The following is a 13,294-nucleotide window of genomic DNA, read 5'->3' as shown; positions in this document are numbered from 1 at the left end:
TCCTGGGCACCCCCGGGAAGCTGGAATAATCGCCGCATGAACGAACGTCCGCGGTTGACCGTGCTCTCCGGCCCCTCCGGGGTCGGCAAGAGCACGGTCGTCGCCCATATGCGCAAGGTCCACCCCGAGGTTTGGCTCTCGGTGTCGGCGACGACCCGCAAGCCACGCCCCGGCGAGCGCCACGGCGTCCAGTACTTTTTTGTGGACGACGAGGAGTTCGACAAGCTCGTCGCCAACGGCGAACTGCTGGAGTGGGCCGAGTTCGCGGGCAACCGTTACGGCACCCCGCGTCAGGCAGTCCTCGACCGCCTCGGCGCGGGGGAGCCCGTACTCCTGGAGATCGACCTCCAGGGTGCTCGGCTGGTCCGGGAATCGATGCCCGAGGCTCAGCTGATCTTCCTCGCCCCGCCGAGCTGGGACGAACTGGTCCGCAGGCTCACCGGCCGCGGAACCGAAGCACCCGAGGTCATCGAGCGCCGCCTCGCGGCCGCGAAGGTCGAGCTGGCCGCCGAGGCAGAGTTCGACAAAACCCTGGTCAACACCTCCGTCGAGGACGTGGCTCGCGAGCTGCTAGCCTTGATGAAGGTTCTTTAGACCCTTTAACTCCATCGGAAGGCAGAGAGTGTCCTCTTCCATCTCCACGCCCGAGGGCATCATCAACCCGCCGATTGATGAGCTCCTCGAGGCAACCGACTCCAAGTACAGCCTCGTGATCTACGCCGCCAAGCGCGCGCGTCAGATCAACGCGTACTACTCGCAGCTCGGCGAAGGCCTGCTCGAGTACGTCGGTCCCCTGGTGGACACTCACGTCCACGAGAAGCCCCTCTCGATCGCGCTCCGCGAGATCAACGCGGGTCTGCTGACCTCCGAGGCCATCGAGGGCCCCGCCCAGTAGGCAGTAAGCACCACAGCAGTGTCACCACAGGCCCGGCAGCGCGACTGCCGGGCCTGTGGTGTGTGATGGGTCGTACGGAACCGAGTGCGGGGAGACATCGACGTGGCGGACAAGCCGAAGGTCGTTCTGGGGGTCAGCGGCGGCATCGCCGCCTACAAGGCGTGCGAGGTGCTGCGGCGGCTCACCGAATCCGGTCACGACGTACGGGTCGTGCCGACCGACTCCGCGCTGCACTTCGTCGGCGCCGCGACCTGGTCCGCGCTCTCCGGCCACCCCGTCTCGACCGAGGTGTGGACCGACGTCCACGAGGTCCCGCACGTACGGATCGGCCAGGGCGCCGACCTGGTCCTGGTCGCACCGGCCACCGCCGACATGCTGGCCAAGGCGGCCCACGGGCTCGCCGACGACCTCCTGACCAACACTCTGCTCACCGCGCGCTGTCCGGTGGTGTTCGCACCTGCGATGCACACGGAGATGTGGGAGCACCCCGCGACCCAGGAGAACGTCGCCACGCTGCGCCGCCGCGGCGCCGTCGTCATCGAGCCCGCAGTCGGCCGGCTGACCGGGGTCGACACGGGCAAGGGCCGGCTGCCCGACCCCGGCGAGATCTTCGAGGTGTGCCGACGGGTCCTGGCCCGGGGCGTGGGCGAGAGCGATCTGGCCGGGAAGCACGTCGTGGTCAGCGCGGGCGGCACCCGCGAGCCGCTCGACCCGGTCCGCTACCTGGGGAACCGGTCCTCCGGGAAGCAGGGTTATGCCCTCGCCCGTACGGCTGTCGCCCGCGGCGCCAGGGTGACGCTGATCGAGGCGAACACCGGCCTCACGGATCCGGCGGGCGCCGATGTCGTCCGTGTCGGGACCGCCGTGCAGCTGCGGGAGGCCGTGCTGAAGGCCGCGGCGGACGCCGACGCCGTGGTCATGGCGGCCGCGGTGGCCGACTTCAGGCCGGAGTCGTACGCCACCGGGAAGATCAAGAAGAAGGACGGCCAGGAGGCGCCCACGGTCGCCCTCGTCCGTAATCCGGACATTCTCGCCGAGATTTCGGCCGATCGTGCGCGGCCCGGACAGGTCGTGGTGGGCTTCGCCGCGGAGACCGACGACGTGCTCGCCAACGGGCGCGAGAAGCTGCGGCGCAAGGGCTGCGACCTGCTCGTGGTCAACGAGGTCGGGGAGCGCAAGACCTTCGGGTCCGAGGAGAACGAGGCCGTTGTCCTCGCGGCGGACGGCGCGGAGACCCCGGTTCCGTACGGTCCGAAGGAAGCCCTTGCCGATACCGTCTGGGATCTGGTCGTACCCAGGCTCGAATGAAATCTATGTTTCGCCCCATCGGGCGGGAAAAGTCCGGCAAATCAGGCCTTTAACCCCCTGGTGTCCGGCGATCGTCATACTGCACAATGCAGTGCCGCAGATCACACGACTCCCACGGAGCGAGACGCGTGGTCCAGCGACCGGAAGTGACCGATAAACTGGTCTCGGAATGATGTCGGGCGCAGCCCCCGAACCGTTCCGCCAATGATCAGCCAGCAGCCGCTGCAACCCCAGGGAGCGTTGTGTCCCGTCGCCTGTTCACCTCGGAGTCCGTCACCGAGGGCCACCCCGACAAGATCGCTGACCAGATCAGCGACACCATCCTCGACGCGCTCCTGCGCGAGGACCCCACCTCCCGGGTCGCCGTGGAGACGCTCATCACCACGGGCCAGGTGCACGTGGCCGGTGAGGTCACCACCAAGGCGTACGCGCCGATCGCGCAGCTCGTGCGCGACAAGATCCTCGAGATCGGCTACGACTCTTCGAAGAAGGGCTTCGACGGCGCCTCCTGCGGCGTCTCGGTGTCCATCGGCGCGCAGTCCCCGGACATCGCGCAGGGCGTCGACACGGCGTACGAGAAGCGTGTCGAGGGCGACGAGGACGAGCTCGACAAGCAGGGCGCCGGCGACCAGGGCCTGATGTTCGGCTACGCCTGCGACGAGACCCCCGAGCTGATGCCGCTGCCGATCCACCTGGCGCACAAGCTCTCGCGCCGTCTCTCCGAGGTCCGCAAGAACGGGACGATCCCCTACCTGCGCCCCGACGGCAAGACCCAGGTCACCATCGAGTACGACGGCGACAAGGCCGTCCGCCTCGACACGGTCGTCGTCTCCTCGCAGCACGCTAGCGACATCGACCTGGAGTCGCTGCTCGCCCCCGACATCCGCGAGTTCGTCGTGGAGCACGTCCTCAAGCAGCTCCTCGAGGACGGCATCAAGCTGGAGACCGAGGGCTACCGCCTCCTGGTCAACCCGACCGGCCGCTTCGAGATCGGCGGCCCGATGGGCGACGCCGGCCTCACCGGCCGCAAGATCATCATCGACACGTACGGCGGCATGGCCCGCCACGGCGGCGGTGCCTTCTCGGGCAAGGACCCGTCGAAGGTCGACCGTTCGGCCGCGTACGCGATGCGCTGGGTCGCCAAGAACGTCGTGGCCGCGGGTCTCGCCGCGCGCTGCGAGGTCCAGGTCGCGTACGCGATCGGCAAGGCAGAGCCGGTCGGTCTCTTCATCGAGACCTTCGGCACGGCCACGATCGACACGGACAAGATCGAGCACGCGATCGCCGAGGTCTTCGACCTGCGCCCCGCCGCGATCATCCGTGACCTCGACCTGCTCCGCCCGATCTACGCCCAGACCGCGGCGTACGGCCACTTCGGCCGCGAGCTCCCCGAGTTCACCTGGGAGCGCAAGGACCGCGTGGACGCGCTGCGCAAGGCCGCCGGCCTGTAAGCGTCATCGGTCGTACGCGACGGCCCCGGACCTCATCGGTCCGGGGCCGTCGCGCTGTCCCCGTTGTCGGTGCGGGCTGGTAGGAATGTGGTTGTGAGCAGCGAGAACGAGGAGTCCGGGGGCGGGGCGCCGGAGCAGCTTGCGCTGATTCGGGAGACCGTGCGGAAGGCGAAGGTGCCCAAGGCCAAGCCGCGGACCTGGCGGGGGGCCGCGCTGGCCAAGGAGCTGCCCGTCGCGCGCGTCGTCGTCAACAAGGGTGTGCTGCATCTCGATCAGTTCTTCGACTACGCGGTTCCTGAGGAGCTCGACGAGATCGCCCAGCCGGGTGTGCGCGTGCGGGTGCGGTTCGGGGCGGGGAATCGCAATGTGCGGGAAGGGCGCCGTGAGGGCGGGGGGCTGATCGACGGGTTCATCGTCGAGCGGCGGGCCGAGTCCGACTATGAGGGGGCGCTGGCCGCGCTGGCCGGGGTGGTGTCCGACGAGCCGGTGCTCGGGCCCGAACTGCTGGGGCTGGCGCGGGCCGTTGCGGACCGGTATGCGGGGAGTCTGGCCGATGTGCTGCAGCTGGCCGTGCCGCCGCGCAATGCCCGGGCCGAGGCGAAGCCGTCTCCCGAGCCGTTGCCACCGCCGCAGGCTCCGGGGGCCGGGACGTGGGAGCGGTACGGGAAGGGGCCGGGGTTTCTGGACGCGCTGGCGGGCGGTGGGGCCCCGCGAGCCGTATGGACCGCGCTGCCGGGGCCGCACTGGCCCGAGGAGCTGGCGCGGGCCGTGGCGGCGACGCTGGCTTCCGGGCGCGGGGCGCTGGTCGTGGTGCCCGACGGGCGGAGTGCCGCGCGGGTGGATGCCGCGCTGACCGGGGTGCTGGGGGAGGGGCGGCACGCGGTGCTGACCGCCGAGGCCGGTCCGGAGAAGCGGTACCGGCAGTGGCTCGCCGTGCGGCGGGGGGCCGTTCGGGCCGTGGTGGGGACGCGGGCCGCGATGTTCGCGCCCGTACGCGACCTCGGGCTGGTCGTCATCTGGGAGGACGGGGACTCCAGTCACAGCGAACTGCATGCTCCGTTGCCGCATGCGCGCGAGGTGCTGCTGCTGCGGGCCGCCCACGACAAGTGCGGGTTCCTGCTGGGGAGTACGAGCTGCACGGTGGAGGCCGCGCAGCTGGTGGAGAGCGGGTGGGCCGCGCCGCTCGTCGCCGATCGGGAGCATGTACGGGTCGCGGCGCCCCTGGTGAGGACCGTCGGGGATCTCGAGGTGGCGCGGGACGAGGCCGCACGCGCCGCCCGGCTGCCCAGCCTCGCCTGGGAGACCGTACGGAACGGGCTGAGGACCGGACCCGTGCTGGTGCAGGTGCCGCGGCGGGGGTACGTACCGCGCCTCGCCTGCGAGCGGTGCCGTACCCCGGCGCGCTGTGTGCACTGTGCCGGGCCGCTGGAGGCGCCCGACGAACGGGCGCTGCACTGCGCCTGGTGCGGGCTCGGAGAGGCCGGCTGGCACTGCATCGAGTGCGGGAGCACGCGGCTGCGGGCGCAGATCGTGGGGGCGCGGCGGACCGCCGAGGAGCTGGGGCGGGCCTTTCCCGCAGTACCGGTGCGCACTTCGGGGCGTGACCATGTGCTGGACACCGTGCCGGGGCAGCCCGCGCTGGTCATTTCCACGCCCGGCGCCGAACCGGTCGCCGAAGGCGGGTACGCGGCGGCGCTGCTGCTCGACGGCTGGGCGATGCTCGGGCGGCCCGATCTGCGGGCCGGCGAGGAGGCGCTGCGGCGGTGGATCGACGCCGCTTCGCTCGTACGCGGGCAGGGCGAGGGCGGCACGGTCGTGGTGGTCGCGGAGCCCACACTCAGGCCCGTACAGGCCCTGGTGCGGTGGGATCCCGTCGGGCATGCGGTGCGTGAGCTGGCCGAGCGGGCCGAGCTGAGATTTCCGCCCGTGTCGCGGATGGCGGCGGTCTCGGGGAAGCCGGAAGCGCTGAGCGAGTTTCTCGGTACGGCCGAACTGCCGGGTGACGCCGAGGTGTTGGGGCCCGTTCCGCTGCCGGTCGCCGATCCCGGCAGGCCGCGCAGGCCTGGGGACGCCCCGCTCGGCGAGAGCTGGGAGCGGGTGCTGCTGCGGGTACCGCCCGGCAGCGGGGCGGCGCTGGCCGCTGCGCTCAAGCGTGCGCAGGCGGCCCGGATGACGCGCGGCGTCGATCCGGTACGGATCAGGGTCGACCCTCCGGACATCGGCTGAACGGGGGCAAGGGGCGGGGGCGCGGGCGGACGCACCGCTGCCCCTGACCGTGCGCACACGGCAGGGGCAGCTGGTGGAAAGGTCAGCCGTTGCGCGGACCGGGGAAAGCGCTGGGGCGGACTTCCTCGTGCAGGGACTGGATGCTCGCCGAGGGCTGGGGCGGCATGGAGCGGGCGGCGGGGACGGCGGGCAGTCCCGTACCGAGGGGCGGCATCGTGCGGGTCGGCGCGGAAGGGGTCTCCGCGGTGGCGTGCTCCGGCTCCGGAGCGCCCGGCTGGACACCGGCCCGGCGTGCGCCGTAACGGCGGTGCACCGCCTGCTTGGTGACCCCGAGCGCGGAGCCGACCGCGTCCCACGAGAAGCCCAGCGAGCGGTCGAAGTCCACCGCCGCGGTCACCAGGGTCTCGACGCTGTCCCGCAGTTCCTGGGCGAGACGGACGGTCGGGGCCGGTGCCCGGCCGTAGACGACGAAGCCCGTGGAAGGGCCGGAGCGGCGCGGGCGGTAGACGTTGCCCAGCTGGGCGGTGAGGGTGCGCAGCGCGTCCACCTGCCGGCGGACCCGCTCGATGTCCCGCACCAACAGGTGCAGGCTGGCCCGCGCTTGGGCGTCGTGGGTTGCGTGGTCGGCCATGAACAAGCCTCTCGAACCGGCGTGGAAAGAAGTGGACAAGGAATCGGGCCCCGTCTGCGGCCCGGTTCGGTCAATCTCTTTTGACCAACGCGCTACCGGCTGTTGTGGTCACGCTGCGGGGGCGTATGGGCATATGCGAGGGGCGCGCGGCCGTGCGTACGCCCCCTGCGCCCGGGCCCCATAGACTGGTGCGCTGCTCGCCGTCGTACGCACCGGGCTGACCGGTCTGAGAGGTACTCAGTGAAACTCGTCTTCGCAGGCACCCCCGAGGTCGCCGTTCCCGCCCTGGACGCCCTGATCTCCTCCGGCCGTCATGAGGTGGCCGCCGTCATCACCCGCCCCGACGCCCCCGCGGGGCGCGGCCGCAAGCTGGTGGCCAGCCCCATCGCGCAGCGCGCCGAGGAGGCCGGGATCGAAGTGCTCAAGCCGGCCAGGCCCCGCGACGAGGAGTTCCTGGCGCGGCTGCGCGAGATCGGCCCCGACTGCTGCCCGGTCGTCGCGTACGGCGCCCTGCTGCCCAAGGTCGCCCTGGATATCCCGGCCCGCGGCTGGGTCAATCTGCACTTCTCGCTGCTGCCCGCATGGCGCGGCGCGGCCCCCGTACAGCACGCGATCATCGGCGGGGACGAAGTCACCGGCGCCTCCACCTTCCTGATCGAGGAGGGCCTCGACTCCGGTCCGGTGTACGGCGTGCTCACCGAGGAGGTCCGCCCCACCGACACCAGCGGTGACCTGCTCACCCGTCTCGCCTTCGCGGGCTCGGGCCTGCTCGCCGCCACCATGGACGGCATCGAGGACGGCACGCTGCACGCCGTACCGCAGCCCCACGAAGGCATCTCGCTCGCCCCGAAGCTCACCGTCGAGGACGCCAGGATCGACTGGGCGGCCCCCGCGCTGCGCGTCGACCGGCTGGTGCGCGGTTGCACCCCCGCGCCCGGCGCCTGGACCGTCTTCCGCGGCGAGAGGCTCAAGCTGGTCGCGGCAGCGCCCGCGGCCGACCGCACCGACCTGGCGCCCGGCGAGCTGTCCGCGGCCAAGAACAACGTGTACGTCGGCACCGGCTCGCACGCCGTCGAGCTGCTCTGGGTCCAGCCCCAGGGCAAGAAGCCGATGCGCGCAGCGGACTGGGCGCGCGGGGTGCGGATCGCCCCGGGTGAGCGTGTGGGGCAGTCGGACGTAACCTGAGAGGGTTCGCCCCCGACACCATCAGCGGAGCACCTTTCTCGTGAACGACCAGCCGTCCCGCCGTCCCGCCCAGCAGCCGAAGGGGCACCGCCGTCCCAAGAAGGACCCGGTGCGCATCCTCGCCTTCGAGGCGCTGCGGGCGGTCGACGAGCGTGATGCGTACGCCAACCTCGTCCTGCCCCCGCTGCTGAAGAAGGCGCGCGACAAGGGCGATTTCGATGCGCGGGACGCGGCGCTCGCGACCGAGCTGGTGTACGGGACGCTGCGCCGCCAGGGCACGTACGACGCGATCATCGCGGCCTGCATCGACCGGCCGCTGCGCGAGGTCGACCCGCCGGTGCTCGACGTCCTCACCATGGGCGCCCACCAGCTCCTCGGCACCCGTATCCCCACCCACGCCGCGGTCTCCGCGAGCGTGGAGCTGGCGAGGGTGGTGCTCGGCGACGGGCGCGCCAAGTTCGTCAACGCGGTGCTGCGCAAGGTCTCGGCGGACGACCTCGACGGCTGGCTGGAGCGGGTCGCACCGCCCTACGACGAAGACGCCGAGGGGCATCTCGCGGTCTTCCACTCCCACCCCCGCTGGATCGTCTCCGCCCTCTGGGACTCCCTCGGCGGAGGCCGCGCAGGCATCGAGGACCTCCTGGAGGCCGACAACGAACGTCCCGAGGTGACGCTGGTCGCGCGCCCCGGGCGCTCCACCACGGACGAGCTGCTCGACGTGCTCGGCGAGGAGTCCGGGCTGCCCGGCCGCTGGTCGCCCTATGCCGTACGGATGGCCGAGGGCGGCGAGCCCGGTGCGATCGAGGCGGTGCGCAACGGACACGCCGGTGTCCAGGACGAGGGCAGCCAGCTGGTCGCGATCGCCCTGGCCAACGCGGAGATCGAAGGCCGCGACGAGCGCTGGCTGGACGGCTGCGCCGGCCCCGGCGGCAAGGCCGCGATGCTCGCCGCGCTCGCCGCACAGCGCGGGGCTTCGCTGCTGGCCTCGGAGAAGCAGCCGCACCGGGCGCGCCTAGTCGAGCGTGCCCTGGCGGGCAACCCGGGTCCGTACCAGGTGATCGCGGCCGACGGGACCCGGCCGCCGTGGCTTCCCGGCTCCTTCGACCGGGTGCTGATGGACGTGCCCTGTACGGGACTCGGCGCCCTGCGCCGCCGCCCCGAGGCGCGCTGGCGCCGTCGCCCCGACGACCTGGAGGGCTTCGCACCGCTCCAACGAGGGCTGCTGCGCGAGGCGTTGAGCGCAGTACGCATCGGGGGAGTCGTCGGTTACGCGACCTGCTCGCCGCATCTCGCCGAGACCCGGGTGGTCGTGGAGGACGTGCTCAAGGGGCGCGGCGGCCAGCAGTCGGTCGAGGCCGAGTGGATCGACGTACGGCCGCTGATGCCCGGCGTTCCGGCGCTGGGAGACGGCCCCGACGTACAGATGTGGCCGCATCTGCACGGCACGGACGCGATGTACATGGCGCTACTGCGGCGTACTGCCTGAGCTCGCTTCGACACGGGGCCGCTCCGGTGCCGCGTCCAGTACGGCGGACTCGCGGGCGAGGCGGTGCGGCCACCACACGCGCGGGCCGACGTCCAGGAAGAGCGACGTGACCAGCACGGACCGTACGACGAAGGTGTCGAGCAGCACGCCGAGCCCGACCGCGAAGCCCAGTTCGGCGAAGGCGACCATCGGCAGCGTGCCGAGCACGGCGAAGGTGCCCGCGAGGACCAGACCGGCCGAGGTGATGACCGCGCCGGTCGCCGCGAGGCCGGTCGTCACGCCCCGCCTGGCGCCCTGTCGGCCCGCCTCCTCACGGATACGGGTCGACAGGAAGATGTTGTAGTCGATGCCGAGCGCGACGAGGAAGACGAAGACGAACAGGGGCAGGTCGGTGCCCTCGCCCGCGTAGTCGAAGAGATAGCGGAAGGCCAGCGCGCTGATCCCCAGTGCGGTGGCGAAGGACAGCACCACCGTGGCGATGAGCAGCAGCGGGGCCACCAAGGCGCGCAGCAGTACGCCGAGGATCACCAGCACCACCAGCAGCACCAGCGGGATGATCAGTACGTTGTCGTGACGCGTCGCGGAGTTCATGTCGATCACCGAGGCGGTGGTTCCGCCGACCTCCGCGTCCGCGCCCGGGATCTTGTGCACGGTGGTCCTGAGCCGCTTCACGGTCTGCTGGGCCGCATCGCTGTCGCTCGCCGCGACCGTGGTGGCCTCGAACAGGGCACGCCCGCCCGCCACTTGCTTCGATCCGGGCGGTACGCCGATGGATCCGGGCACCACGCCCGGGTCCGCGGCCACCGCCTTGCGGACCGCGTCGGCCTGGTCCGCGGCCGCGATCACGACGACCGGGTCGCCGCTGCCGGCCGGGAAGTAGCGGGCCTGGACCTGCTGCCCCACGATCGAGTCCGGTGTGCCGGTGAAGGCGTCGGCGTTGCCGATTCCGTCCGCCCGCAGCTGCACCAATCCCACGGAGAGCCCGCCGAGCACCAGGGCCGTCACCACCCACACGGCGCGGGGACGCCGCGCGATGCGGTCTCCCGTACGCGCCCAGAAGCCGCTCACCGTGGGCTCGGGGGAGCCGAAATGCGGCGCCACGGGCCAGAAGATCCACCGGCCGAAGATCACCAGCAGGGCCGGGAACAGCGTCAGCATCGTGAGCAGGGCGACGGCGACACCGATCGCGGCGACCGGGCCGAGGCCACGGGTGGAGTTCATCTCCGCCACCATCAGGACGAGCATGCTCAGTACGACGGTGGCGCCGCTCGCCAGCACGGCGGGACCGGCGCGGTGCAGCGCGAGTGCCATCGCCTCGTGCCGGTCCTCGTGCTTGCGCAGCTCCTCGCGGTAGCGGGCGACGAGCAGCAGCGCGTAGTCCGTGCCCGCGCCGAAGACCAGCACGGTGAGAATGCCCGCGCTCTGGCCGTTCACGGTCAGGCCCGCGTGCCGGGCCAGCAGATAGATCACCGCCTGTGCGACGGAGAGCGCGCCGACCACCGAGAGCACCGGGACGAGCAGCAGCGACGGGCTGCGATAGGTGATCAGCAGCGTGACCACGACCACGCCGAGCGCGGAGAAGAGCAGCGTCGAGTCGATGCCCTCGAAGGCGTCGGAGAAGTCGGCCGAGATCCCGCCGGGGCCGGTGATGTGCACCTGGCGTCCGTCGGCGTCCGATCCGGTGATCTTCCGCATCGAGTCGACGGCCGGGGCGATCCGCTCCCAGCCCTTGTCGCCCATGGAGACCGGGACGAAGATCTGTGCGGCGGTGCCCTTGGAATTGAAGGCGGGCCCCTGCACGTCGCCGCCCAGGATGCCGTGGTCCGTCAGCTTCCTCAGGGCGGCAGCGTCCTCCCCGATGCGGCTGCGGTCGGCCGCGGTCAGCCCGTCGGCGCGTGCGTAGACGACGATCGCGGGGATCGACTGAGGCCTGAACTCCTCGGATGCCGTGAGGACCTGCGTGGACTCCGCACTCCCCGGCAGCCAGGTGCTGGCGTCGTTGTTCTGCGCGCCGGTCAGTTTGGAGGCGAGCGGGAAGGCCGCGAAAATCACCACCAGCCACACCCCGAGCACCAGCCACTTGGTGCGCCTGCCGCACACGAGCCGGGCCACACCGCGTCGTCCGCCGTGCTCCGCGTCGGTCATGACGCCCCCCAAGTGCCTCCGCCGCGGGCTCTCCCGCCCCCGAGGTGCCGGTGAATCGCCAGGATTGCACGGCATGTACTGATCCCGGGAGGGTTTGGTCCGTACCGTGGCAGGCAAGTGGCGCGGGACATGGCAGGCTTGGGGCATGGCCGTGCAGATCAACCCCAGCATCCTGTCCGCCGACTTCTCCCGGCTCGCCGAGGAGGCCAAGGCCGTCGAGGGCGCCGACTGGCTCCACGTCGACGTGATGGACAACCACTTCGTGCCCAATCTGACCCTGGGCGTACCGATCGTGGAATCGCTCAGCCGGGCGACGGACATCCCGCTGGACTGCCATCTGATGATCGAGGACGCCGATCGCTGGGCACCGCAGTACGTCGAAGCGGGTGCGGGTTCCGTCACCTTCCACGCGGAGGCGGCGGCCGCTCCCGTACGGACGGCACGCGAAATCCGTGCCAAGGGTGCCCGCGCCTCCATGGCGCTCAAGCCGGCGACACCCATCGAGCCGTACGAGGACCTGCTCCCCGAGCTCGACATGCTGCTGATCATGACGGTCGAGCCCGGCTTCGGAGGCCAGTCCTTCCTCGACATCATGCTGCCCAAGATCCGCCGCACCCGTGAGCTCATCTCCAAGCACGGTCTGGAGCTGTGGCTGCAGGTCGACGGCGGCGTCTCGGCGTCCACGATCGAACGGTGCGCCGAGGCGGGCGCGGACGTGTTCGTGGCGGGCTCCGCGGTGTACGGGGCGGACGACCCGGCGGCGGCGGTGCGCATGCTCCGCCACCAGGCGCAGGAGACCACCGCAACGGCCGCATGGGCATGCGGCCACTGAACCACCAGCAGGTGAACGAAGCCCTTCCGGGCTGATCAAGATCTGCCGGATCTGACAGGATGACGGATCCGGGACGTGTACAGCAGTGAGGAGAACGCGGTGTCTGCGATGTCGGCGGGACGGTCTGCCCTGCGGATGGGACCCGCGGAGCTGGTTCAGGCGGCGGCCATGGCCCGCCGCTTCTACCTGGAGGGCAAGTCGAAGATCCAGATCGCCGAGGAGTTCGGCGTCAGCCGCTTCAAGGTGGCCCGGGTCCTGGAGACGGCCCTGGAGCGCGATCTCGTACGGATCGAGATCCGCGTCCCCGCCGAACTGGACGCGGAGCGCTCGGACGCCCTGCGCGCCCGCTTCGGACTGCGGCACGCGGTCGTCGTGGAGTCCCCGGCCGACGCCTCGGACGACGCACCCGACCCGGAGAACCTGGGCGAGGTCGCGGCCGACCTTCTCGGCGAGCTGGTGAACGAGGGCGACGTCCTCGGTCTGGCCTGGGGCCGCTCCACCATCCATATGGCGGCAGCCCTCGACCGGCTCGCGCCGTGCACCGTCGTCCAGCTCACCGGGGTGTACGACGCCGGGACCGCCGAGCGCGGCTCGGTCGAGGCCGTGCGGCGTGCCGCCCAGGTCTCCGGCGGCGAGGCCCACCCCATCTACGCCCCGATGCTGCTGCCCGACCCGGCGACCGCCGCGGCCCTGCGCAACCAGACCGGCATCGCCCGCGCCTTCGAGTACTTCGACAAGGTGACCGTCGCGGCCGTCTCCATCGGCTCCTGGGAGCCCGGCATCTCCACCGTCCACGACATGCTCAGCGACGCCGAGCGCGAGCACTACGCCTCGCTGGGTGTCGCCGCCGAGATGTCCGCGCACCTCTTCGACACCGAGGGACGCCGCGTCGGCAGGGACCTCGGAGAGCGCTGCATCACCGTCGAGGCGGACCGGCTGCGCCGGATCCCCGAGGTCGTGGCGATCGCGGGCGGGCTGCGCAAGGCGGCCGCGATCGGTGCCGTACTGAAGTCCGGTCTGGTCACCAGCCTGGTCACGGACACGGCCGCGGCCGACTTCCTGCTCACGGAGACGAGTCCGGGGCCGCGCCCGGCGCTGGACCGGGCCGACCCCGACGGGGAGTGAGCGCCGGCTG

At 71.6% G+C, this 13,294-nt stretch carries 11 protein-coding genes; 9 read left to right on the top strand and 2 right to left on the bottom strand.

Annotation, left to right across the window (positions count from 1 at the left end):
• Positions 1-36 precede the first annotated feature (36 nt).
• From gmk to AB0H78_RS14845, 5 genes are all read left to right on the top strand, one after another.
• Complete coding sequence (gene gmk / locus AB0H78_RS14865; RefSeq protein ID WP_363234776.1) at positions 37-594, top strand: guanylate kinase; 558 nt, start codon at positions 37-39, stop codon at positions 592-594.
• Between the two features lie 28 nt (positions 595-622).
• Positions 623-895, top strand: a complete 273-nt coding sequence (rpoZ, locus tag AB0H78_RS14860) for a DNA-directed RNA polymerase subunit omega (protein WP_028814064.1) — start codon at positions 623-625, stop codon at positions 893-895.
• An 84-nt stretch (positions 896-979) separates the two neighbouring features.
• Entirely contained in the window at positions 980-2,203 is a 1,224-nt protein-coding gene (gene coaBC / locus AB0H78_RS14855; protein WP_363234775.1) for a bifunctional phosphopantothenoylcysteine decarboxylase/phosphopantothenate--cysteine ligase CoaBC, read from the top strand.
• A 242-nt stretch (positions 2,204-2,445) separates the two neighbouring features.
• Entirely contained in the window at positions 2,446-3,654 is a 1,209-nt protein-coding gene (gene metK / locus AB0H78_RS14850; RefSeq protein ID WP_363234774.1) for a methionine adenosyltransferase, read from the top strand.
• 93 nt (positions 3,655-3,747) lie between these two features.
• Positions 3,748-5,880, top strand: coding sequence for a primosomal protein N' (locus AB0H78_RS14845; RefSeq protein WP_363234773.1), 2,133 nt, complete (start codon positions 3,748-3,750; stop codon positions 5,878-5,880).
• Positions 5,881-5,962: 82 nt separating this feature from the next.
• Here the strand turns inward: AB0H78_RS14845 and AB0H78_RS14840 are convergent, their stop codons facing one another.
• A complete protein-coding gene (locus AB0H78_RS14840) occupies positions 5,963-6,511 on the bottom strand; it encodes a hypothetical protein (RefSeq protein ID WP_363234772.1) in 549 nt (182 codons plus the stop codon).
• Between the two features lie 240 nt (positions 6,512-6,751).
• Between AB0H78_RS14840 and fmt the strand changes: the two genes are divergently transcribed.
• Entirely contained in the window at positions 6,752-7,696 is a 945-nt protein-coding gene (gene fmt / locus AB0H78_RS14835; protein ID WP_363234771.1) for a methionyl-tRNA formyltransferase, read from the top strand.
• 40 nt (positions 7,697-7,736) lie between these two features.
• Positions 7,737-9,182, top strand: coding sequence for a transcription antitermination factor NusB (locus AB0H78_RS14830; protein ID WP_363234770.1), 1,446 nt, complete (start codon positions 7,737-7,739; stop codon positions 9,180-9,182).
• Here AB0H78_RS14830 and AB0H78_RS14825 read toward each other — a convergent pair.
• Positions 9,162-11,327, bottom strand: coding sequence for an MMPL family transporter (locus tag AB0H78_RS14825; RefSeq protein WP_363234769.1), 2,166 nt, complete (start codon positions 11,325-11,327; stop codon positions 9,162-9,164). The two genes, AB0H78_RS14830 and AB0H78_RS14825, sit on opposite strands and share 21 nt — an antisense overlap.
• Before the next feature lie 145 nt (positions 11,328-11,472).
• On the opposite strand from AB0H78_RS14825, the gene rpe reads away from it, so the two are divergent.
• Both rpe and AB0H78_RS14815 read left to right on the top strand, forming a co-directional pair.
• On the top strand, positions 11,473-12,159 hold the full coding sequence (gene rpe / locus AB0H78_RS14820; RefSeq protein WP_363234768.1) for a ribulose-phosphate 3-epimerase: 687 nt from the start codon (positions 11,473-11,475) through the stop codon (positions 12,157-12,159).
• Positions 12,160-12,267: 108 nt separating this feature from the next.
• A complete protein-coding gene (locus AB0H78_RS14815) occupies positions 12,268-13,284 on the top strand; it encodes a sugar-binding domain-containing protein (RefSeq protein WP_363235149.1) in 1,017 nt (338 codons plus the stop codon).
• Positions 13,285-13,294 lie beyond the last annotated feature (10 nt).

It is taken from the genome of Streptomyces sp. NPDC050738 (assembly GCF_040654175.1).
In the GTDB taxonomy this organism is placed as follows: Bacteria; Actinomycetota; Actinomycetes; order Streptomycetales; family Streptomycetaceae; genus Streptomyces.
The sequence above is the reverse complement of the archived record's forward strand: the minus strand, read 5'-3'. Positions and strand labels throughout refer to the sequence as shown.

Excerpts from the sequence above, each read along its gene's own strand:
- gmk (WP_363234776.1), top strand. The coding sequence starts at position 37 with ATGAACGAACGTCCGCGGTTGACCGTGCTCTCCGGCCCCTCCGGGGTC.
- AB0H78_RS14840 (WP_363234772.1), bottom strand. The coding sequence starts at position 6,511 with ATGGCCGACCACGCAACCCACGACGCCCAAGCGCGGGCCAGCCTGCAC.
- AB0H78_RS14825 (WP_363234769.1), bottom strand. The coding sequence starts at position 11,327 with ATGACCGACGCGGAGCACGGCGGACGACGCGGTGTGGCCCGGCTCGTG.
- rpe (WP_363234768.1), top strand. The coding sequence starts at position 11,473 with ATGGCCGTGCAGATCAACCCCAGCATCCTGTCCGCCGACTTCTCCCGG.
- AB0H78_RS14815 (WP_363235149.1), top strand. The coding sequence starts at position 12,268 with ATGTCGGCGGGACGGTCTGCCCTGCGGATGGGACCCGCGGAGCTGGTT.